This is a genomic window from Amycolatopsis sp. VS8301801F10 (assembly GCF_046195355.1).
Lineage (GTDB): Bacteria > Actinomycetota > Actinomycetes > Mycobacteriales > Pseudonocardiaceae > Amycolatopsis.
In genome coordinates this window covers 5,751,997-5,771,457 of the sequence record NZ_CP176065.1, presented here as the reverse complement: position 1 = coordinate 5,771,457, position 19,461 = coordinate 5,751,997, and the positions used below count along the sequence as shown (strand labels likewise).

Sequence of the window (19,461 nt, the reverse complement as noted above, 5' to 3'; positions counted from 1 at the left end):
TCGCGCCGTGGCGCCTCTCGGGAGAGCCGAATCTCCGCCGGCGGCGGGCACTGCCTCCGTCAGCCCGCTGGTCCGGTTCGGCGGGCCGGTAGAGTGGGCCGGTGCTGCCAGTCGACTGGGCAGGGACGAGGAGGCTCAGGTGACTGACGTCGGCACGCGGAACGCCGAAGACTGGGAGGCCGACCGGATCGCGTTCGGCGCGGACCCGGCCGGCGACGGCTGGTCCCGGTGCGGCGTGGCTCTCGAAGGGCCGCTGGCCCGGCAGTTCGGCGCGCTCGCGGCGATCCTGCTCGACGCGGATTCCCTGCACGAAGCGATGGAACGCGTCCTGTCCGCCGCGCTGCGGATCGTCCCCGAGGCGGATCTGGCCAGCATCACGCTGCGGTCGCCCGACGGCGGGTTCCACACCCCGGTCTGCACGAGCGCGACCGCCGAGGAACTCGACCGGATCCAGTACGAAACCGGGGAGGGCCCCTGTGTGGAGGCCGCCCGGCACGAACGGCCCGGCCACGCGCTGGCCAACAACCTCCCGGTCTCGGACGCGTTCCCGGAATTCGGCAGGCGCGCCGGACAGCTCGGGTTCGGCTCCCTGCTGGCCGCGACCCTGCTGCCGGACCGCAAGTCCGACCTGCCGCCCGGCGCGATCAACCTCTACAGCCGCCGCGCCGGGGTCTTCGACGACGCCGCCGTCGACAACGCCCTCGTGCTGGCCTCCCACGCGTCGCTCGCGCTCTCCGGAACGGCCGCGCACACCGCGGCCGCGCTCAAGGAGGCCCACCTCCAGCGCGCCGTCGACACCCGGGACGTCATCGGCCAGGCCAAGGGAATCCTGATGAACCGCCGCGGGATCTCCGCGGACGAGGCGTTCGACATCCTGCGCCGCACGTCCCAGGACCTCAACGTCAAGCTCGTCGACCTCGCGCACACGCTGGCCGAACGGCACCAGGAACTCGACGTCTGACCGGCCCCCGGGAAGCGCGAGCAGCCGGACGTCCCGGTCACCCCTGGTCGAGTTCGCCGTGCCGTCCGGCGAGGGTGCGGGCCAGGTCGACCAGTTTCACGTTCAGCTCCTGAGAGGTGCGGCGCAGCAGGTCGAACGCCTCGTCGGCGGTGAGGCCCTGCCGGTTCATCAGGATGCCTTTCGCCTGGCCGATGACGTCGCGGGTGTCGACGGCGCGCGCGAACTGGGCGCGGCGGACCTCGGCCAGCTTTCTCTGGTGCGTGTTCGCGAGCGCCAGCGACGCGTGCGTGGCCAGCAGCAACACGGCGCCGCGGTCGATCCCGGTCAGGCCGTCGGGGCGGCGGGAGTAGATGTTCAAGGAGCCCGCCAGCTGGTCCGGCCCGGGAGCGGCGGCGAGTCCGGCAGAGAGCACCGCGCGGCAGCCGAGTGCGCTCGCGGCGGCGGTGAACCGCGGCCACCGGGTCTCGGCGGTCAGGTCCGCGCTGGCGACGAAGCCCGGTCCGTCCGCGCGAACCGCTTCCACGCAGGGACCTTCTCCGGCGCGGTACTGGACCTGGTCGAGCCGGGCGGCGGCCTCCTCGCTCCGCGCCGGGGTGGAGAACCGGCCGCCGGGCTCCCGCACGGTCACGCTGACCAGGTCCGCTCCGGCGACCAGCGGCTCGGCCGCGCGGACGACCTGGCGCAGCGCGTCGGCGATCGAGGTCGCGGAGAGCAGCGATCTGGTCAGCGAGCCGAACCGGCCCGCGGACTCCCCGGCGGCCGGCGGGTTCGTTTTCCTCGCAGCGCATTCGTTTTTCGTCTCGCCCGGCAGCCGGACCGGGCTTCGGCGGACCGGAAGGCGATTTCCCGGGCCGGTCCCGTGCCGCAGCGTCGCCGACGGGGCCTCCCCGTAGGCGGCGCGGTAGTGCGCGGCGAACACGCTCGGCGCGTAGCCCCATCGAGCGGCGATCCGCGCGACAGTGTCCTGCTCCGGCACGGCGGCGCGCAGTTCCGCCCGGGCGCGGTCGAGGCGGGCCCGGCGCAGGTAGGCCATCGGGGTGGTGCCCAGGTGCCGGCGGAACGCCAGCTGTACTGCCCGGGCCGAGACCCGGGCCGCGGCGGCGATTTCCGCGATGTCGAGGGGCCGGTCGAGGTTGGCTTCGATGAACGCGATCGCGCGGCGGAGCGTCCGCGAATGGGTGTCGAGCCCGTCTCCGGCCCGCTCGCCGGACGCGGTGTTCGGGAACGCGTTCAGCACCGCCGCGGCGAGGTACTGCGACACCGTCGCCACGGCCAGCGGATTCTCCCCGACCCCCGGCACGCCGAGTACGTCGTCGCGCAGATGCGCGATCGCGGACCGCAGGTGCTGCGCGGAGCTGGTGTCGACCGGCCGGTGGCCGAGCAGCCGCACCGGCTGTTCCGCGCCCGCCGCCTGGCTCAGCAGCGCCGGATCGACCATGGTGACGCTGTACTTGGCGCGCGCGATCCGGCCGGTGAAGGGGCGGTCCGAGGGCGAGAAGGACACCAGGTCCCCCGGGCCGAACGTTTCCGCTTCCGGCCAGCCGTCCACGCGGTGGTCCTCGATCGTGCCGGTCGCGATGTCGCACAGGCAGAGCATGCCCAGCGCCTCGACGTCGTAGCGCATCTCGAAGGACAGGTCGAACTGGTCGGCGCTCAGCCCGTCCACGGCGAGCCGGCTGATGTGCGTGCCCGCGCGGCCGGTGTCGCTGCCGATGCGCATCGGTGCGTACGCGCTGTTCAAGAACGCTTCGGTCCGGCCGAGATCGTCGCTGTCGAAGGCCAGCGAGCGCACCGGGACGGTCGCGGCGAACGGCTGAGGCCCGTCGTCGGCGAGCGCTTCGGCCAGCGAGGCGGCCCGCCGGACGGCCGGGCCGGCACTGTCCAAAACGGACTCGGGGGTCCGCTGCGGGTCCGCCACCAGCACGCAGTCGCGCTCGCGGGCGAACGAGAGCACCGCCCGGGCCAGCCCGGCGGAAACCCGGCCGATGCCGCGCAGATCGACCACCGCGCGCGTTCCGGGCGCGAGGCCGCCGGCCGCGCTGCGCAGGGCGTCGAGGATCTCGGCCGGGCCGGTCGTCTCGAACTGGTCCGGCAAGGTCAGCACCACGGCGTTCCCGATGTGCCGAGGGGTGATCTTCAGGTCCGTCACGGCCGCGGCGCGCCCGCCGTCCGTGCGGCCGGACGCCGGGCGGCGCCCGGAACGGACTGGCGCGCCGGTCGCTGCGGCAAGCGGGATGTTCGGCACTCGGCGGTCGCCACACGCACTCCTCGGAGCGGGCTGGACCGGGCGCCGGGCGCGCCACAGCCAGCGGGTTGTGGACGCTGCCTGCTTAACGCACCGAGGAAAAAGCTTACCGGCACCGCCTTCCGCCAGCGCAGGGCCTCGGGCATCGCCCGCCGCGGGCTTCAGCTCTTCCGCCGCCTCCCCGCGGTTCCGCCGGCCGGCGGGATCGCCGCCGCCAGCACGGCGCACCGCACCGCGGCCGATCGTCCACTGTAGACCGACCGGACGCGCGAGCCGCTGGCCGCCCGGGCGGAAAGCCGGGAAGCCGCCGGTTACCCGCGGCCGTGCCGGGTATCTCCGCCCCCATGGACACCTTGCTCGGGATCTACCTCAACGACCAGCTGGCCATGGGCCTGGCGTGGCGCGAACTGGCGCGCCGGGCCGCCCGCGGCAACCGGGGCACCGAGTTCGAGGTGCCGCTGCGGGAGGTGGCCTCGGCGATCGCGGAGGACGTCCGGACTTTCCGCGGAATCATGCAGGCGGTGCCGGTGCGCGCGAACCCCGTCAAGGCCGGGATCGCCCTCGCGGCCGAACGGCTGGGGCGGCTCAAGCCCAACGGCAGGCTCACGTCGTACTCGCCGCTGAGCCGGTTCTGGGAACTTGAGGCGCTGGCCATGGGCATCGAAGGCAAGAAGATCCTCTGGACCACGCTCCGCGACGCGGCACACCTCGGAAACCGGCTGGCCGACGTCGACTTCGACGCGCTCCTCGTCCGCGCGGACCGGCAACGCGACCTGCTGGAACCGGCGCGGGTGCGGGCTGGCGAGGAGGCGTTCGCCGGAGGCTGACGCGACCTGAACTCGCGCAGCCCCGGCACGCAGAAGCCATCCGCCCCGAGGAAAGGAAAGCCCATGAACCAGCACGAGGCCGCCGCTCCCCGGCGGCCGGTCCAGACCGCGGCTCTGTTAGCGGCGGCGGCCTTTCTCGTCGTCGGCGTGCTCGGCTTCATCCCGGGCGTGACGACCCACTACGGCGAACTCCGGTTCGCCGGTCCGCATTCCGCGGCCGCGTTGTTCGGCGTGTTCGGGGTTTCGGTGCTGCACAACCTCGTCCACCTGCTCTTCGCCGTCGCCGGGTTCGCCGGCGCCCGCACGCCCACGGCCGCCCGCATGTTCCTGATGCTCGGCGGTCTCGCCTATCTCCTGCTCTGGATCTACGGCGCGGCGATCGACAAGCACAGCGCCGCGAACTTCGTCCCCCTCGACCACGCCGACGACTGGCTGCACCTCGGCCTCGGAGCCGGCTTGCTCGTCCTCGGCGTCGCGGGCACCGCCGTCGAACGCGCGCGCGGCCAGTACCCGCGGCGCAGTCCCGCCGGAAAACTCCCGGAAGACGCCTCCGCCGACGACGAAGGACAGCCGTGACCGGTTTGCCGCCGCGGCGGCCCGGGTAGCCGGAGAATTCCCAATCGGACCACCAAGGAAAGGCACCATGGCTGCTGCAGCGCATTATGTCGAGGTCAACGCTCCCGCCCAGGCGTGCTACGACTGGTGGCGCCCGCTGACCCGGCTCCCGGAACTGTTCTCCGACGTCCGCTCGGTCGAAGCGCTCGACCACGACGGGACGCGCACCCGGTGGAAGGTCGCCGGACCTGCGGGGTCCACAGTGGAATGGGAGGCGCGGATCGCCGAGGACGCGCCGCCGCGCAAGATCGCCTGGACCACGGCGGACGACGCCGATCCGGACGTGCGCAACTCCGGGGTCGTCCGGTTCGAGGACAAGGGCGACGGGCGCACCGGCGTGGAGATCTCCCTCGAATACCAGCCCCCGGCGGGCAAGCTCGGCGAGGCGGTCGCGTCGCTGCTGGCCGATCCGCAGAAGAAGGTCGAGCGCGCCGCCGAGCAGTTCCGGACCGTCATCGAAGCCCGCTGATCGCCTTTCGGGCGGACCGGGTCGCGGTCAGGCTGATTCCAGGCTGCGCGTGAACGCGACCCGGTCCAGCCCCGGCCCGTCGTAGTCCGGAAGCACGTCGGAAACCTCGAACCCCATCCGGGCGTGGTACGCGCGGGAGGCGGCGTTCTGCGGGCTGGTGATGCACTTCACCTTCCGCACCCCCCGTTCGCGCACCTGGCCGAAGAACCATTCGTACAACGTCCGGCCGATCCCCCGCCCGTGCAGTTCCGGGTCGACGCCGACGAAGTGGATGTAGGCGGTGTCCGGGTCGGTCTGCGAAACGAAGCCGATCAGGAACGCCGCCAGCGTCCCGTCCGGACGTTCGGCCAAGCGGCTCGTCGTGGTGAAGTGCTGGAAGTACAGGCGCGGCACCAGCAGCGCCCGCTCCTTCGCACCGGCTTCGCCCTTCAGCCCGCCCCACCACGGGCCCAGCGCGGCCAGCACGCGCGCGTGGTCGGCTTCGGTCGGCTGGCGGAAAGTCAGGTCGGCGCTCATGCCCCCGAGCCTCTCGTTTCCGCGCCCGCCGGGCAACCGGGTTATCGGCGCGGATCGACGTGCACCTTCGGCGCGCCCGGCGGCCGCTGCCCGCCCAGCACGGCCGCGACCTCGTCCAGCCCGACCGTCGCGGCCACCAGCGGGCGCGGGTCGACCTCGCCGGACGCGTACGCCTCGATCGCCTGCGCCAATCCCGGCGATCCGCTCAGCACGCCGATCGCCGTGACGTCCTTCAACGCCAACATCCGCGTGTCCAGCAGGCTCGGGGTCCCGGACAGTCCGATGCAGACGATCCGGCCCGCCGGTTCGACCGCCTCGGCGGCGAGCGCGGGAGCCGCGGGATCGCCGGTCGCGTCGACCACCGCGTCGAACGGCAGCTCCGGAACGCTCGTCCCGGCCGGGAAACCCAAGCCCCGCGCGAAATCCACCGACCACGGCGTCGCGCCCACCAGATGCACCTCGCTGCCCGCGGCCCGGAGGAACAGCGCGGTCAGCAGTCCGATCGTCCCCGGGCCGAGCACCAGCACCCGCTCGCCCGCGGCCGCCCGCGCCGCCCGGCAGGCGTTGCCGCCCGGTTCGGCCAGCGCGCCGGCGACCGGGTCCAGCCCTTCCGGCAGTTCGTGCAGGGAGCGCACCGGCACGGCGAGGCGTTCGGCGAGCGCCCCGGCCCGGCCGCCGCGGATGCCGACTTCCTGCCGGTCCGCGCAGACGTGCTGATGCCCGGCCCGGCACCGGCGGCAGTCGCCGCAGCCGAGCATGGTGTCGCCGGTGACGCGGCGGCCGACCCACGCGGGATGCACGCCGGGACCGGCCTCGCAGACCCGGCCGCACCATTCGTGGCCGAGCCGCATCGGGTAGCGGGCGTGCCCGTCGGCGAGGTACTGCATTTCGCCGGTGAAGAACTCGACGTCGGTGCCGCACACCCCGGCCCGCTCCACGTCGACGACCACCTCGCCGACCCCGGCCACCGGCTCCGGCACCTCGGCCGGACCGGCCTCCCCCGGTCCGGTCACCACGAACGCCCGCATGGCCCGATCGTAGCCGCGCTCAGCCGGTCCCGCGCTCGCGCAGGAACGCCGCCGTCGCCGGATCGGCCGGGTAGAACGACTCGATGACCAGTTCGGCGAGCGTCACGTCCAGTGGCGTCCCGAAGGTCGCGACCGTGCTGAAGAACGTCAGCTCGAGGTCTTCGTGCCGGTAGCGCAACGGCACGAAGATGTCGCCCGGACCCGGGATTTCCACCTCCGGGACCTCGTCGTCGCACGGATAGCCGCGCAGTTCCGCCAGCAGCTCGGCCAGCCCGGCGTCCGCGGTCTGCTCCACCTGGCGGCGCAGCCTTCCCAGCAGATGCGCGCGCCATTCCCCCAGATTGAGCACCCGCGGAGCCATCCCGTCCGGGTGCAGGGTCGCACGCAGGACGTTCACCCGGCCGGTCAGCAGCGCCGGGGAAATGCCCTCGGTCAGCACGCCGAGGCTGAGGTTCGCGTCGACGAGATTCCAGCCGCGGTCGACCACCGCCGCCGGATACGGGTCGTGCCCGGCGAGCAGCCGCCGCACGGCCTCGCGGACCACGGTCATCTCCGGCGCTCCGAGGTCGGACTCGCCGTACGCCGGCGCGTAGCCCGCGGCCAGCAGCAGGCGGTTCCGCTCGCGCAGCGGGATGTCGAGGTGCTCGCTCAGCCGCAGCACCATGTCCCGGCTCGGCTTGGACCGGCCGGTCTCCACGAAGCTCAGGTGGCGCGTCGAGATGTCCGCGGAGATCGCGAGGTCGAGCTGGCTGATGCGGCGGCGGTCGCGCCATTCCCGGAGCAGTTCGCCGATCGGGGCCTTCACCGTGGTCGTCACCCGACCGACGCTACGGCGTCGCCGGGCGCGAGACCATTACCCGCGAGGTAACGGCGCGTGCACCACCAACGCCTCGGCGAGCGGCTTGCGGTCGAGGTCCGGCACCTCGCAGTCCGGCGCGGGATAGCCGACCGGGAACAGGATGTACGGCCGTTCGGTCGCCGGGCGCTCGAAGACCTCGTTGAGGAAACCCATCGGGTTCGGCGTGTGGGTGAGCGTCGCCAGTCCCATCGTGTGCAGCGCGGTGATGAACATGCCGCACGCGATGCCGACGCTTTCGTTGACGTAGTAGTTCTTCCGCAGCGAACCGTCCGGCAGCGGAGTGCTCTTCTGCGCGAACGCGACCACCAGCCACGGCGCGATTTCGAGGAACTCCTTGTGCTCGTCGGTCTCGAGCCGGGCGAGCGCCGCGTGCCAGTCCGGCGCGTTGCGCTCCCGGTAGAACTTCCGTTCCTCGACCTCGGCCGCCTCGCGCACCGCGCGTTTCACCTCCGGGTCGGAGGTCGCGACGAACGTCCACGGCTGGTGGTGCGCCCCGCTCGGCGCGGTGTTCGCGATCCGCACCGCGGTCTCGATCGCCTCCAGCGGCACCGGGTCCGGGGAAAACCAGCGGACCGACCGGCGCCGGTCGAGCAGCCGGTACAGCTCCTGCCCGCGCGCGAGGCTCTCCTCCGGAGACAGCCGCGGCGGCGCGTAGGGGACGAACGGGTGCTTGTGCCGGGTCATGCTCCGACCCTGCCGCGTCCGCGGTCATCGGTCCAGTTCACATTTCTCGTGAAGGACATAAGCTGGACTGATGTCTCCCTCGTTGCGCCAGCTCGAGTATCTGGTCGCGGTCGCGGACACCGGCGGCCTCACCGCCGCCGCGGACAGCTGCCACGTGTCGCAGTCGGCGGTCTCGCTGGCGCTCGCCTCGCTGGAACGGACTTTGGGCGTGCAGCTGATCCTGCGCGGCCCCGGCCGGACAACCGCGCTGACCGACGCCGGCCGCCAAGTCGTCGGCGAGGCCCGCGCGGTGCTCACCTCGGTCGCCGAACTCGGCACCCTCGCCCGGGATTTCGGCCAAGACCTCGCCGGACGCCTGAACTTCGGCTGCTACACGCCCCTCGCGCCGCTGCACGTGCCCGCCGCGCTGGCGACCTTCCGCACCCAGCACCCGGAGGTCGAGGTCAGCTTCGTCGAAGGCACCCTGCCGGACCTGCAGCACCTCCTGCTGGAGGGCCGCTGCGACCTCGCCGTGCTGTACCGGCAGGACCTCGTGCCCGGAATCGCGGTGGACAAACTGTACGACCAGCCGCCGAGCGCGCTCCTCCCTGCCGCGCACCCCTTGGCCCGCCGCAAGACGGTTTCGTTGCGCGCCTTGGTCGAGGAGCCGTTCATCCTGCTGGACGTGCCGCCGTCGGAGCGCTATTTCCGGGACGTCTTCGCTTCCGTGGGCCTGCCCATGCCGGTCGCGCACCGCACGACGAGTTTCGAACTGGCCCGCGCATTGGTCGCGCGGGGTCTCGGCTACACGCTGTCGGTGCAGCGACCGCCGCTGGAACTTTCCGTGGAGGGCACGCCCTTCGCGGTACGTCCGCTGCGCGAGCGAGTCCCGACGACGCCGGTCGTGCTGGCCCGCGCGGAGGGCGCGCGGCTGACCCGGCGAGCCGAAACGTTCCGTGCCTTCTGCCGGGAGTTCTTCGGGTCTAGAGCGTAATGCCGCGCGGTTCGCGCCCGAGAAGCTCGGCCAGCAGTGGACTTGTCTCGGCGAAGTGGCCTTGGCGGGCCGCCTGGAAGAAGGCGAGCTTCATGCGCGCGATCTCCTCCGGTTCGCCCGCCGTCCACTCGTCGTCAGGCACGACTACCCGCTTCACCTCGCGTCCGCTGACCCGCGACGCCAGTTCGGCCACGTCGTCGAACGTCACCGCCTTTCGCGCGGTCAGCGTCACCGGGCCGGCAAATTCCTTGTCCCCGGCGAGAATCACCGCCGCCGCTTCGGCGACGTCGGCCCGGTCCGTCCAGGACACCGGTCCGTCCGCCGGCGCCTGGATCACCCCGTCCTCCCGCCAGTTCCCGAGCAGCCAGCCGATGCTGTGCGCGTAAAACCCGTTGCGCAGCGCCGTCCACGCGACGCCGGACTCGGCGAGAATCCGTTCGGTCGCCGCGTGCTCCGGCCCCGGCGGGAATGGGGTGTCCATCCGGGAATTCTGATGACTGGTGTACAGAATCCGTTGCGCCCCAGCCGCTACCGCCGCCTCGATGCCCGCGCGATGCAAGCTCACCCCATCCGCGTGCGGATCATTCGAGGACACCAGCAGAACTTTTTCCGCACCCTCGAACGACTTTCGCAGAGCCTCCGGATCCGCATAGGAACCCTGCCGCACTCGCACTCCCCGATCCGCGAAGTGCTGCGCCTTCGCGACATCCCGGACGCTGACGCCGATCTCCCGCGCGGGAACACGCTTGAGCAGGTGCTCCACAGTCGCCCCGTTCAGCGCACCCGTTGCCCCCGTGACCACGATCATTCCCGAAACTCCTTCCGTCCCAGCAACGGCAGCAGGATGTCCTCCACGAGATGCCGCAGAAACCGGTCGTCGCACGGCTCTCCGGCGAAAACGATCCGGTGCACGATCACCGCCGGTGCGACCTCGCCGAACAGCTCCGCCGCGCCGGGCGCCATTTCCTTGCTCGGCAAGGACTCCGCCATCGCCGCTCCGTCGCGGCGCAGAATCCGGCGCATCTCGCCGGCGAGCCGGGAATCCCCGCGCATTCCCGCGAACAGCGCGCCCAGCAGTCCGATTTCCTGCTCGGCGATCTCGCGCGCCAGCCACCGCACGACGGCCAGCAGGTTCTCCCGGAGCCCGCCGGCCCCCGGCGCGGGCGGGGCCGAAGTCTGCCGCTGCTCCACCGCCGCCGCGACGAGAGCCGCTTTGTCGCGGTACCGGCGGTAAATCGTCGTCTTGGCCACCCCCGCCCGCGCCGCGACGGACTCGATGGACAACTGGTCGTAACCCACCTCGGTCAGCAAGGCCAAGGCCGCCTCGTGCATCGCGGCGTCCCTGCGGGCATCGCGCGGCCTGCCCACGCCGGAGGTCTCCATCGGCGGCCCCTTTTCGATACGCTACCGTCTCGTATCGAAACTACGCTTGGGCCGGGGCCCGCGTCAACTCGGTCACGCCTCGTTGCAGATTTCCACCGCGGCCGGAAGATCCCCGAACTTCCGGGCTCCCGCCTCGATCACCGAGTTCTCCGCCTCCCAGCTGAGATCGGAGTCGTCGAAGCAGAACAGGTCGTGGTCCGTGATGCCCCGGTGGAGCACGGCGAACCGATTACCTCCCGCGTAATCGACCAGCCGCCGATCCTCCGACAGGCTTGGCCCTACCGAAAACGGGACGACACAAGGAGAACCCCGCAATGACCACCACCGCACCGACCGCCGCCGACCTCGCTCGCCGTTACGTCGACGTCTGGAACGAGACCGACCCGCAGCGGCGCCGCCGGCTCGTTTCGGAGGTTTTCGCCCCGGGCGCGACCTACACCGATCCCCTCGGTTCGGTCGCCGGGCAGGACGGGATCGACGGGTTCATCGGCGGCGCGCAGGCGCAGTTCGCCGGGCTCGTCTTCAGCCTGCCCGCGGAGCCGGACGCGCACCACGATCTCGCGCGCTTCCAGTGGCACCTCAGCGCCCCGGGCAGCCCCGAGCCGGTCGCGATCGGGTTCGACGTGATCGAGATCTCCGGCGGCCGGATCGCCAAGGTGCACGGCTTCCTGGACAAGATTCCGGGCTGACGCGCCGCGACTGTGGTCTTGACCACAGCGTGAGGTTCAGACCACCCGGGAGGTCTGAACCTCACCGGCGCGGCCGCCACGCCGAAGCGCAGGCGTGGCCCTCCCCACTCTGTCCGTACCCCGCGGGGCGCCTGAGAGTTTCACCCGCGTGGATAGCCGGGTTTGCACCGTCGGCGGCACCGGCTGGTGGTCTCCTGCCGATGCGCTTTCCAGAGGCGTCTCGTCCGCGCGGTCCAGGGTGCCTGAGAGGTTCCGGGGAGGACTTGCTCCTTCGGCGCCGGGCCGGGGATGCCGGTCCGGTCTCTCCCGCGCGGGTTCGTCGATCGCGCGCCCAGTCTAGCGCGGACGAAGATCAGCCCGTGCGGCGGGCGTTGCGGCGCTGGGTCAGCTCGTCCGGCACGACGGCCTCGACCAGCCCGCCGTCGGCGCGCTCGGCCGGGAACTCGTGGATCGTGCCGCTGATCTCCTGCATCGCCCCGCTGACCGCGATGCCGAACACGCCCTGGCCGCCCTGGAGCAGATCCACGATCTCCTCCGGCGAGGTGCATTCGTACACCGTGGCCCCGTCGGAGAACAGCGTGACCTTCGCCAGGTCGCGCACCCCGCGCACGCGCAGGTGGTCCACCGCGACGCGGATGTTCTGCAGCGAGACCCCGGTGTCCAGCAGGCGTTTCACGACCTTGAGGACCAGGATGTCCTTGAACGAGTACAGCCGCTGCGACCCCGAACCGTGCGCCGTCCGGATGCTGGGCGCGACCAGCTTCGTGCGCGCCCAGTAGTCCAGCTGGCGGTAGGTGATCCCGGCGATCTGGCAGGCCGCGGGACCGCGGTAGCCGACCAGTTCGTCGGGCAGCGAGGCGTCGGGGAACAGCTCGCCCTGCTCGCCGTCGGCGACAGGTCCGGCGGGTATCTCCGGACGACCAGCCTCGACCACCGCAAGCCTCCCCTCGCCCGGCCTCGCGGCGGGGCGTTCGACAGGCCGGTCGAGCCCAGGATCGGGTTCGGCCGGGGAAAACTGCCACGAGCGCGCCGGGTCGGCGAATCACATCGTGGCGATTTACCGCCTTTGACGGTAAGGCTGCGCCGCGAGCCGGTCAACGCGACGCGCGGCGGACCTCGAGGCCGTGTCGAGGCTTTGGCCCGTTCGCCGTACGGGATTGCCATTTTTTATTCAGCCGAGTAACTTATTACTCATGCAAGTAAGCATCGACACGCAAGCCGAACTCGGCCTCAGCGTCACCGAGGCCACCACCCGGGCGCAGATCATCGGCGCGACCATCGCCACGATCGCCGACCACGGGTACGCGCGCACCACGTTCGCGCGCATCAAGGAGCGGGCCGGGCTCAGCAGCACGAGGCTGATCTCGTACCACTTCACCAACAAGGCCGGCCTGATGCAGGCGGTGCTGAGCACGGTGTCCGAGACCAAATCGGAATACCTGCGCAAGCGCAGCGAGGGCGTCGACCCGGCGGACCGGCCGGGGAACCTGCGCGCGTACATCGAAACGTCGGTCGCGTTCCTGCGCGACTACCCGCAATGCGAGCGGGTGCTGGTCGAAATGGCCGCACACGCCGACGACCGCGACGGCTGGGCGATGACCGGCGTGCTGGTCGGGCAACTGCGCACCGGGGCGCTGCAGCGCCAGCTGGAACAGGGCCGCAAGGAAGGGGCCTTCGGCGACATCTCACCGGAGATCGTGGCACTGTCCATCGCCCAGGCCATCGACGGAGCCGCGGCCGCCTACGCCAACGACCCCTCGCTCGACCTCGACCGCTACGGGCGGGAGCTGGCCGACCTGTTCACCCGCGCCACCGCGCCGTGAACGCTTGCCCGGCGGGAAACCGCCGGGCAGGGGCGCTCAGGTGTCGGCGCCGCGGAAGTCTTCCGGGGAGACGGAGTCGAGGAACTCGCGGAACTTCTCGACCTCGTCCTCCTGCTCGTCCGGGATGATCAGCCCGGCTTCCTCGAGCACCGCGTCGACCGCGTGGATCGGGACGCCGATCCGCAGCGCCAGCGCGACCGAGTCGCTCGGGCGGGCCGAGACCCGGATGTCGCCGTCGAAGACCAGCTCGGCGAAGAACGTGCCTTCCTTGAGGTCGGTGATCACGACCTGCTCGAGCTCGCGGCCGAGCGCGCCGATGACCTCTTTGAGCAGATCGTGGGTCAGCGGCCGGGCGGGCCGGACGCCTTGCTGTTCCAGGGCGATCGCGGTGGCTTCGACCGAGCCGATCCAGATCGGCAGGTACCGCTCGCCCTCGGTCTCCCGCAGCAACAAGATCGGCTGATTGGCGGGCAGTTCGACCCGCACTCCGACGACGCGCATCTCGCTCATCGGGCTTCGCCTCCCTCTCGTGCACACGGGCCGCAGCGCTCGCGACGGCTGACGACCGTTGTCTCCGACGCTACCCGTCATCCGGGCGCTGTGCTCGCTCGCAGCGGACTTTCTCGGTTCGTGGTCTCGCGAACCGTCTCTCACGGTACGGCATCCCGGCGCTGAGGTTCAGTCATTGACAAGTGACGGAAACCGCGTCTCGGGAATACAGGGGTCAGTCGCCGGCGACGCCGCGGAGGCCGGCCTTGACGAGCAGCGTGTGCAGCGTGACCGACAGCGCGGCCAGTTCGCGCACGACCTCGTCCGCGCGCGCCTTCGCGTCCGCGTCCCGATGCCGGTACGCCGGGGTCACGATCTGCTCCAGCAGGCCGACCTCGCGGTCGGCCGCGGCGCGGAACGCGCGCAGGTGCCGCGGTTCGAGCCCGAATTCGGTCATCGCCTTGACGGTGCGCGCGATCAGCACCGACTCCGGGCCGAAAAACCCCGCCGCGCCGGGGCGCAGCAGGCCGTACTGGCACAGCTCGGCGAGCAGCGCGTCGTCGATGCCCGCCTGGTCCAGCAGGTCTTCCTGGGTGAGCCGGGTGTCCGGCCCGGTCGCGAAGTCCGCCGCCGCGGGCAGTCCGGCCGGATCGCTCCCGTCGCCGAGCGGCACGAGCCGCCGCGGCAGCTGCGGAGCGGACGGGACCGGCGCGGGCGGCTGCGCGCCCGCGTCGGCCGCGTCGAGCTGCTCCTTGATGACCTTGAGCGGGAGGTAGTGGTCGCGCTGCGCGGACAGCACGTACCGCAGGCGTTCCACGTCCGCCGGCGAGAACTGCCGGTACCCCGAGGGCGTGCGGCCCGGGCGGACCAGGCCTTCCGCCTCGAGGAAACGGATCTTGGAAATCGTGACGTCGGGGAAGTCCCCGCGCAGCTGCGCGAGCACCGCCCCGATGCTCAACCCGTCCCGCCGGGCCTCCTGACGACCGGGCTGCCCGGCCGCCGTCACTGCGCCCCCTGGCCCCCGTGCCCCGGGCCGGTCAGGAAGACCAGGCGGAACTTGCCGATCTGCACCTCGTCGCCGCCGGCGAGGACGGCCTGGTCGACCGGCTCGCGGTTGACGTAGGTGCCGTTCAGGCTGCCGACGTCGATCACGACGAACTCCCCGCCCTCGCGCCGGAATTCCGCGTGGCGGCGGGAAACCGTGACGTCGTCGAGGAAGATGTCGCTGTCGGGGTGCCGTCCCGCGCTGGTGGTGTCGCGGTCGAGCAGGAAGCGGGAGCCCGCGTTGGGGCCGCGCTTCACGACCAGGAGGGCGGAACCCGGCGGCAGGGCGTCGACGCCCTGCACCGGTGCCTCGGCGGCCGGCGCGGACTCCTGCTGGCCTTCCATGTCGGCCAGGAAATCGGCCCGGAAGACAGAGGTCCGCTCCGGAGACTGCTCCGGGGGAACGCCGGGCCCGTCGTTCGTGCTCACCTGAGCTCTCCTCTACGCATGAAGTGTTGTCATCGACCAAGAACGTGTAGCTGTCAACGTACCGTGCCCGACCGGCCCGGAACCCTCGGGCTCCCCTTGCGGCCCGCGGCGCCGGGCCGGGCGGCTCAGCCCTTGATGAGCGCCTGGTACGCCTCGGCCTCGAGCAGCGCCTCGAGACCGGCCGGGTCGTCGAGCCGGATCTCCACGAGCCAGCCCTCGCCGTAGGGGTCGGAGTTGATGAGCTCCGGCGAATCGGAGACCGCGGAGTTGACCGCGACGATCTCGCCGTCGACCGGCGCGAACAGCTCCGAGACGCTCTTCGTGGACTCGACCTCGCCGAACGGGTCGCCCGCCCCGACCTGCTTGCCGACCTCGGGCAGGTCGACGAACACGACGTCGCCGAGCTGGTCCTGCGCGTATTCGGTGATGCCCACCCGCACGAGCGAACCCTCGCGGGTCGCGACCCACTCGTGCTCCTCGGTGTAGCGAAGTTCTTCCGGAGTGGTCAACGCCGCTCCCCTTCCTGGTGCTGGCTTCAGTGCCGACAATCTTCTATCACCGGGTGCGCAGCGCGCGAGCCGCCTGCACGACGTAGAGCGCGCCGGACCAGACATACAGGACGCCGCCCCACACCATGAACGCGTACGCGATCGGCCGGGCGACCGCGGCAACGTCCGAACCGCCCTGGGTGAGCAGCAGGAACGGGAAGGCGTACATGAGGACGAAGGTCGCGCCCTTGCCGATGTAGGTGACCTCGGGCGGCGCGAACCCGCCGCGGCGCAGCAGCATCACGCAGACGCCCAGCACCAGCTCGCGCAGCACCAGCGGCACGACGACCCACCACGGGATGATGTCGCGGATCAGGAACGCGACAAGGGTGGCGAGGATGTAGAGCCGGTCCGCGGCGGGGTCGAGCAGCTGCCCGAGCCGCGACATCTGGTCGAGCCAGCGGGCGAGCTTGCCGTCGAGCCAGTCGGTGAGCGCGGAGAAGACGAGGACCGCGAGCGCCCAGCCGTCCTCCTTCGGGCCGAGCAGCAGCCACAGGAAGACCGGGACGCCGGCCAGGCGCAGCAGGGACAGCAGGTTCGGGATGGTGAGCGCCTGCCGCCACAGGGAGGGCTCGGTCTGGGGCTCGTCGGGGACCGTGGTCACGCGGCCAGCCTAGAGCGGGCGGGATCGCGAGGTTTGTCCTGGCGGGGTGAAAGCCGGGGCCGCGGCTGTGCTGCGGCGGGGCTTCCGGCGCGGGAGGCTCCGGCGGGTGCTCCGTCCGGGCCCGCGGCGCCTCCGACGGCGGGACGGACGGCGGGATGGACGGTGCGGGCTCGCTCGCCGATGCCGTCGGGGGCGTTCGCGGTGCGGCCAGGGGTGATCGGCGCATCGGCGCGGCTGGATCGGTTCGGCTCGGCGCCGGATCGGTTTGGCTGGGTGCCGGATCGGTTTGGCTCGGCGCTGGAACGATTCCGCCGGAGCCGCGAGCAGGTCGGTGCGGCAGGCGATCAGCACGGCTGACGATCGGTGCGGCTCGCGAACCGGCACGGCAGTCGGATCCGCGTGGCAGTCGGATCCGTGCGGCAGGTGAATCGGTGCAGCGGCAGGGAAAACCCGGATCCGCCGGGCGGCGGCCGGAACCCCTCCCCGGTTCCGGCCGCCGTCCGGCGGAAGTCTCAGCGGGTGCGGCGCCTGCCGGCCGCGCGGCGGTGGCTCCAGCCTCGGCGGCGCAGCTGCGCGGTGCTCAGCGTTTCCGGGCGGCCGCGGCCGTCGGTGCCCACCCAGCGGGGGCGCACGCCTCCGGCTTCGAGGACGTAGGGGCGGCCGCCGCACCACACCACGCTGCAGGGTTCGGTCGGCGGATCGGCCGGGTCGTCGTCGGTCTCGGCCGCGGGGGCGGTTTCGGTGCTCATGCTCTCGGTGACTCGTGCTCTCTGGCGTCGGGCTTCGGGGACCTGGAACGCGCGGGGCGCCTGCCTTCTACGTCGGCGCCGGACCGCCGGGCGTTAACCGTCCCGGAGCGAATTCCTCCGAACGATGGGTCCCGGCGGTGCGGATTTCCCGGTCCGGACCCGGAAATCCACCGTCCACAGTAGACTCAAGAAGGCGCGTCCCGGTGTGTCGGTGCCGCTCAGCGGGGGCGCGAGGGGCCAGAATGGGCTCGACCCCGGCGAAAGGATCGCGGTGCTCCCGTCGAAAACCGTGTACGGGCCGCTGTGCGCGGCTGTGGTGGTTTTGCCCGCGCTCACCGCCTGTTCGGGGGATCAAGCGCCGCCGGCAGCCGTGTCGTCGGCGCCCTCCGCGATCGCCTCGGCCGCGCCGAGCACGCACGCTCCCCCGCCGCTGCCGCAGACCGGGACCGCGAGCAGCCCGCCCGCCGCGCCCAGCGGCGCCCCGGCCGCGCCGAAACCGTCGAACCAGGCTCCGCCGGCGACCCCGGGCACGTGCGGCACCGTCACCGCGGCGAGCGGGACGACGCTGTACGTCTACGACACCAAAGCCATCCCGTGCGCGGACGCGATGGCGCTGGTCAAGAAGTTCCACCAGGCCATCAACGGCCGTCAGGCTCCGGGTTCGAACAACCCCGTCAACGCGACGGTCGACGGCTGGCTGTGCGTTTCCGGCCCGCCCGCCGCGCAGGGCGGCACCACGTGCAGCAAGGGCGAGCAGACCGTGCTGGCGGCGGTGGTGCCGGCCGAATGAGGCCGGCGCCGCCGCGGCTCAGGACTTGAGGTCCGGGAAGTCGTCCTCGCGGAACTCGCCCTCGGGCCGCTCGCCGCGTTCGCGGCCGCGCAGTTCGACCCGGCGGATCTTGCCCGAGATGGTCTTTGGCAGGTCGGCGAACTGCAGCCGCCGGATCCGCTTGTACGGCGCGAGGTGCTCCCGCGCGTACGCCAGGATCGCCCGCGCGGTTTCGGCGGTCGGCTCGTGCCCGGAGGCGAGCACGACGTACGCCTTGGGCACGGCCAGCCGGATCGGGTCCGGCGCGGGCACCACGGCCGCCTCGGCGACCGCTTCGTGCTCCAGCAGGACGCTCTCCAGCTCGAACGGCGAGATCCGGTAGTCCGAGGCCTTGAAGACGTCGTCGGTGCGGCCCACGTAGGTGATGTAGCCGCGTTCGTCGATCGAGCCGACGTCGCCGGTGTGGTAGTAGCCGTTCGCGAACGCGGCGGACGTGCGCTCGTCGTCGTCCGCGTAGCCCGCCATCAGGCCGACCGGCCGGTGCGCGAGGTCGAGGCAGATCTCGCCCTCGTCCGCGCGCTCGCCGGTGACCGGGTCGACCAGGGCCACGACGAACCCGGGCAGCGGACGGCCCATCGAACCGGCCACGACGTCCTGGCCCGGCGTGTTCGCGACCTGGACGCTGGTTTCGGTCTGGCCGAAGCCGTCGCGGATGGTGACGCCCCACGCCTTCTCGACCTGCTCGATCACCTCGGGGTTGAGCGGCTCCCCCGCGCCGACGACCTTCTTCGGCGGCGTCCGCAGCGCGGTCAGGTCGGCCTGGATCAGCATCCGCCACACCGTCGGCGGCGCGCAGAAGCTGGTGATCCCGCAGCGGTCCATCTGCGCCATCAGCGCGGCCGCGTCGAACCGCGCGTAGTTGTACAGGAACACGGTCGCTTCGGCGTTCCACGGCGCGAAGAAGTTGCTCCACGCGTGCTTGGCCCAGCCCGGCGACGAGATGTTGAGGTGGACGTCGCCCGGCTCCAGCCCGATCCAGTACATTGTGGACAGATGGCCGACCGGATACGAAACGTGCGTGTGCTGCACGAGTTTCGGCTTCGCGGTGGTGCCCGAGGTGAAGTACAGCAGCAGCGGGTCCTCGGCCCGGGTGACCCCGTCCGGGGTGAATTCGGCCGCCGAGGCGTAGGCGGTTTCGAAGGCGTGCCAGCCGGAAACCGGTTCGCCGACCGCGATCCGCGTGTAGTCGCCCGCGACGCCGGCGAACTTCTCCGTGTCGGCCGAACGCACGACCACGTGCTTCGCGTTGCCGCGCTCCACCCGGTCCGCGAGGTCGGCCGGGCCGAGCAGCGTGGACGCCGGGATCAGGACCGCGCCGAGCTTGATCGCCGCGAGGATGGTCTCCCACAGCTCGCCCTGGTTGCCGAGCATGACGATCACCCGGTCGCCGCGCGAGACGCCGAGGCCGCGCAGCCAGTTCGCGACCTGGTTGGACCGGGCCGACATCTCCGGGAACGTCCAGCGGTTCTCGGTGCCGTCCTCTTCCACGATCCACAGCGCGTACCGCCGCGCGTTCGCGGGATCCGCCGCGATCCGGTCGAACCAGTCGGCGGCCCAGTTGAACTCGTCCAGCCGCGGCCACGCGAACTCGCGGTAGGCGGTGTCGTAGTCCTCGCGATGGGCCAGCAGATAGTCCCGCGCCGCGCGGAATGCCTGGTAGCCGGTGACCTCAGCGCCGTTGCTCACGTCGTGCTCCT

24 protein-coding genes and 1 riboswitch are annotated in these 19,461 nt (G+C 71.9%); of the genes, 8 read left to right on the top strand and 16 right to left on the bottom strand.

Translation table 11 applies throughout. The annotated features are described in order from the left end of the window. Positions 1 to 139 precede the first annotated feature (139 nt). Positions 140 to 961 (top strand): ANTAR domain-containing protein, encoded by an 822-nt coding sequence (locus tag F9C11_RS27220; protein WP_409180202.1) that lies wholly within the window; start codon positions 140 to 142, stop codon positions 959 to 961. 37 nt (positions 962 to 998) lie between these two features. Here the strand turns inward: F9C11_RS27220 and F9C11_RS27215 are convergent, their stop codons facing one another. Continuing rightward, positions 999 to 3,110, bottom strand: coding sequence for an ANTAR domain-containing protein (locus F9C11_RS27215; protein ID WP_409180201.1), 2,112 nt, complete (start codon positions 3,108 to 3,110; stop codon positions 999 to 1,001). A 440-nt stretch (positions 3,111 to 3,550) separates the two neighbouring features. Between F9C11_RS27215 and F9C11_RS27210 the strand changes: the two genes are divergently transcribed. From F9C11_RS27210 to F9C11_RS27200, 3 genes are all read left to right on the top strand, one after another. Continuing rightward, entirely contained in the window at positions 3,551 to 4,033 is a 483-nt protein-coding gene (locus tag F9C11_RS27210) for a hypothetical protein (RefSeq protein WP_409180200.1), read from the top strand. 63 nt (positions 4,034 to 4,096) lie between these two features. Continuing rightward, on the top strand, positions 4,097 to 4,609 hold the full coding sequence (locus tag F9C11_RS27205) for a DUF4383 domain-containing protein (protein ID WP_409180199.1): 513 nt from the start codon (positions 4,097 to 4,099) through the stop codon (positions 4,607 to 4,609). Between the two features lie 67 nt (positions 4,610 to 4,676). Next, positions 4,677 to 5,117 carry an SRPBCC family protein gene (locus F9C11_RS27200; RefSeq protein WP_409180198.1) on the top strand — a complete coding sequence of 147 codons (441 nt, stop codon included), beginning with the start codon at positions 4,677 to 4,679 and terminating at the stop codon, positions 5,115 to 5,117. A gap of 27 nt (positions 5,118 to 5,144) precedes the next feature. Here F9C11_RS27200 and F9C11_RS27195 read toward each other — a convergent pair whose 3' ends face one another. The 4 genes from F9C11_RS27195 to F9C11_RS27180 are packed head-to-tail and all read right to left on the bottom strand — an operon-like array spanning position 5,145 to position 8,204. Then, positions 5,145 to 5,633, bottom strand: coding sequence for a GNAT family N-acetyltransferase (locus F9C11_RS27195; RefSeq protein ID WP_409180197.1), 489 nt, complete (start codon positions 5,631 to 5,633; stop codon positions 5,145 to 5,147). A gap of 41 nt (positions 5,634 to 5,674) precedes the next feature. Continuing rightward, positions 5,675 to 6,661, bottom strand: coding sequence for a zinc-binding dehydrogenase (locus F9C11_RS27190; RefSeq protein ID WP_409180196.1), 987 nt, complete (start codon positions 6,659 to 6,661; stop codon positions 5,675 to 5,677). Between the two features lie 19 nt (positions 6,662 to 6,680). Continuing rightward, on the bottom strand, positions 6,681 to 7,478 hold the full coding sequence (locus F9C11_RS27185; RefSeq protein WP_409180195.1) for a helix-turn-helix domain-containing protein: 798 nt from the start codon (positions 7,476 to 7,478) through the stop codon (positions 6,681 to 6,683). 36 nt (positions 7,479 to 7,514) lie between these two features. After that, positions 7,515 to 8,204 (bottom strand): nitroreductase family protein, encoded by a 690-nt coding sequence (locus tag F9C11_RS27180; protein ID WP_409180194.1) that lies wholly within the window; start codon positions 8,202 to 8,204, stop codon positions 7,515 to 7,517. Positions 8,205 to 8,274: 70 nt separating this feature from the next. Here F9C11_RS27180 and F9C11_RS27175 point away from each other — a divergent pair, with 70 nt between their 5' ends. Next, positions 8,275 to 9,177: a LysR family transcriptional regulator gene (locus tag F9C11_RS27175; RefSeq protein WP_409180193.1), complete on the top strand. Its 903-nt coding sequence runs from the start codon at positions 8,275 to 8,277 to the stop codon at positions 9,175 to 9,177. Here F9C11_RS27175 and F9C11_RS27170 read toward each other — a convergent pair. The 3 genes from F9C11_RS27170 to F9C11_RS27160 form a co-directional block, all read right to left on the bottom strand. Next, positions 9,167 to 9,985: an SDR family oxidoreductase gene (locus F9C11_RS27170; RefSeq protein ID WP_409180192.1), complete on the bottom strand. Its 819-nt coding sequence runs from the start codon at positions 9,983 to 9,985 to the stop codon at positions 9,167 to 9,169. The genes F9C11_RS27175 and F9C11_RS27170 overlap by 11 nt on opposite strands. Then, positions 9,982 to 10,560 (bottom strand): TetR/AcrR family transcriptional regulator, encoded by a 579-nt coding sequence (locus tag F9C11_RS27165; RefSeq protein WP_409180191.1) that lies wholly within the window; start codon positions 10,558 to 10,560, stop codon positions 9,982 to 9,984. Before F9C11_RS27165 ends, F9C11_RS27170 begins: the two co-directional genes overlap by 4 nt. A 72-nt stretch (positions 10,561 to 10,632) precedes the next feature. Next, the gene (locus F9C11_RS27160) at positions 10,633 to 10,779 is read right to left on the bottom strand and encodes a hypothetical protein (protein ID WP_409180190.1); all 147 of its coding nucleotides are present in this window, start codon (positions 10,777 to 10,779) and stop codon (positions 10,633 to 10,635) included. Positions 10,780 to 10,874: 95 nt separating this feature from the next. On the opposite strand from F9C11_RS27160, the gene F9C11_RS27155 reads away from it, so the two are divergent. Beyond that, positions 10,875 to 11,249: a nuclear transport factor 2 family protein gene (locus F9C11_RS27155; protein WP_409180189.1), complete on the top strand. Its 375-nt coding sequence runs from the start codon at positions 10,875 to 10,877 to the stop codon at positions 11,247 to 11,249. Between the two features lie 219 nt (positions 11,250 to 11,468). After that, positions 11,469 to 11,568: riboswitch (glycine riboswitch) on the bottom strand. Positions 11,569 to 11,601: 33 nt separating this feature from the next. On the opposite strand, the gene F9C11_RS27150 is transcribed toward F9C11_RS27155, so the two are convergent. Then, complete coding sequence (locus F9C11_RS27150; protein ID WP_409180188.1) at positions 11,602 to 12,183, bottom strand: MerR family transcriptional regulator; 582 nt, start codon at positions 12,181 to 12,183, stop codon at positions 11,602 to 11,604. Between the two features lie 259 nt (positions 12,184 to 12,442). Here F9C11_RS27150 and F9C11_RS27145 point away from each other — a divergent pair, with 259 nt between their 5' ends. Beyond that, complete coding sequence (locus F9C11_RS27145) at positions 12,443 to 13,072, top strand: TetR/AcrR family transcriptional regulator (RefSeq protein WP_409180187.1); 630 nt, start codon at positions 12,443 to 12,445, stop codon at positions 13,070 to 13,072. Positions 13,073 to 13,108: 36 nt separating this feature from the next. On the opposite strand, the gene F9C11_RS27140 is transcribed toward F9C11_RS27145, so the two are convergent. The 6 genes from F9C11_RS27140 to F9C11_RS27115 form a co-directional block, all read right to left on the bottom strand. Next, positions 13,109 to 13,582 (bottom strand): bifunctional nuclease family protein, encoded by a 474-nt coding sequence (locus tag F9C11_RS27140; RefSeq protein WP_009078856.1) that lies wholly within the window; start codon positions 13,580 to 13,582, stop codon positions 13,109 to 13,111. 214 nt (positions 13,583 to 13,796) lie between these two features. Further along, positions 13,797 to 14,567: a MerR family transcriptional regulator gene (locus tag F9C11_RS27135; RefSeq protein ID WP_409180186.1), complete on the bottom strand. Its 771-nt coding sequence runs from the start codon at positions 14,565 to 14,567 to the stop codon at positions 13,797 to 13,799. Next, positions 14,564 to 15,034, bottom strand: coding sequence for a glycogen accumulation regulator GarA (gene garA / locus F9C11_RS27130; RefSeq protein ID WP_009078859.1), 471 nt, complete (start codon positions 15,032 to 15,034; stop codon positions 14,564 to 14,566). Before garA ends, F9C11_RS27135 begins: the two co-directional genes overlap by 4 nt. Positions 15,035 to 15,159: 125 nt before the next feature. Further along, complete coding sequence (gene gcvH, locus F9C11_RS27125) at positions 15,160 to 15,543, bottom strand: glycine cleavage system protein GcvH (RefSeq protein WP_009078861.1); 384 nt, start codon at positions 15,541 to 15,543, stop codon at positions 15,160 to 15,162. Between the two features lie 46 nt (positions 15,544 to 15,589). After that, the gene (locus F9C11_RS27120; RefSeq protein ID WP_409180185.1) at positions 15,590 to 16,186 is read right to left on the bottom strand and encodes a CDP-alcohol phosphatidyltransferase family protein; all 597 of its coding nucleotides are present in this window, start codon (positions 16,184 to 16,186) and stop codon (positions 15,590 to 15,592) included. A gap of 512 nt (positions 16,187 to 16,698) precedes the next feature. After that, on the bottom strand, positions 16,699 to 16,935 hold the full coding sequence (locus tag F9C11_RS27115) for a hypothetical protein (protein WP_409180184.1): 237 nt from the start codon (positions 16,933 to 16,935) through the stop codon (positions 16,699 to 16,701). A 271-nt stretch (positions 16,936 to 17,206) separates the two neighbouring features. Between F9C11_RS27115 and F9C11_RS27110 the strand changes: the two genes are divergently transcribed. Further along, positions 17,207 to 17,725, top strand: a complete 519-nt coding sequence (locus tag F9C11_RS27110; protein ID WP_409180183.1) for a hypothetical protein — start codon at positions 17,207 to 17,209, stop codon at positions 17,723 to 17,725. An 18-nt stretch (positions 17,726 to 17,743) separates the two neighbouring features. On the opposite strand, the gene F9C11_RS27105 is transcribed toward F9C11_RS27110, so the two are convergent. Beyond that, entirely contained in the window at positions 17,744 to 19,450 is a 1,707-nt protein-coding gene (locus F9C11_RS27105) for an AMP-binding protein (protein ID WP_409180182.1), read from the bottom strand. Between the last annotated feature and the right edge of the window lie 11 nt (positions 19,451 to 19,461).

Excerpts from the sequence above, each read along its gene's own strand:
- F9C11_RS27200 (WP_409180198.1), top strand. The coding sequence starts at position 4,677 with ATGGCTGCTGCAGCGCATTATGTCGAGGTCAACGCTCCCGCCCAGGCG.
- F9C11_RS27195 (WP_409180197.1), bottom strand. The coding sequence starts at position 5,633 with ATGAGCGCCGACCTGACTTTCCGCCAGCCGACCGAAGCCGACCACGCG.
- F9C11_RS27210 (WP_409180200.1), top strand. The coding sequence starts at position 3,551 with ATGGACACCTTGCTCGGGATCTACCTCAACGACCAGCTGGCCATGGGC.
- F9C11_RS27175 (WP_409180193.1), top strand. The coding sequence starts at position 8,275 with ATGTCTCCCTCGTTGCGCCAGCTCGAGTATCTGGTCGCGGTCGCGGAC.
- F9C11_RS27145 (WP_409180187.1), top strand. The coding sequence starts at position 12,443 with ATGCAAGTAAGCATCGACACGCAAGCCGAACTCGGCCTCAGCGTCACC.
- F9C11_RS27155 (WP_409180189.1), top strand. The coding sequence starts at position 10,875 with ATGACCACCACCGCACCGACCGCCGCCGACCTCGCTCGCCGTTACGTC.
- F9C11_RS27115 (WP_409180184.1), bottom strand. The coding sequence starts at position 16,935 with ATGAGCACCGAAACCGCCCCCGCGGCCGAGACCGACGACGACCCGGCC.
- F9C11_RS27140 (WP_009078856.1), bottom strand. The coding sequence starts at position 13,582 with ATGAGCGAGATGCGCGTCGTCGGAGTGCGGGTCGAACTGCCCGCCAAT.
- F9C11_RS27205 (WP_409180199.1), top strand. The coding sequence starts at position 4,097 with ATGAACCAGCACGAGGCCGCCGCTCCCCGGCGGCCGGTCCAGACCGCG.
- F9C11_RS27165 (WP_409180191.1), bottom strand. The coding sequence starts at position 10,560 with ATGGAGACCTCCGGCGTGGGCAGGCCGCGCGATGCCCGCAGGGACGCC.
- F9C11_RS27190 (WP_409180196.1), bottom strand. The coding sequence starts at position 6,661 with ATGCGGGCGTTCGTGGTGACCGGACCGGGGGAGGCCGGTCCGGCCGAG.
- F9C11_RS27170 (WP_409180192.1), bottom strand. The coding sequence starts at position 9,985 with ATGATCGTGGTCACGGGGGCAACGGGTGCGCTGAACGGGGCGACTGTG.
- F9C11_RS27180 (WP_409180194.1), bottom strand. The coding sequence starts at position 8,204 with ATGACCCGGCACAAGCACCCGTTCGTCCCCTACGCGCCGCCGCGGCTG.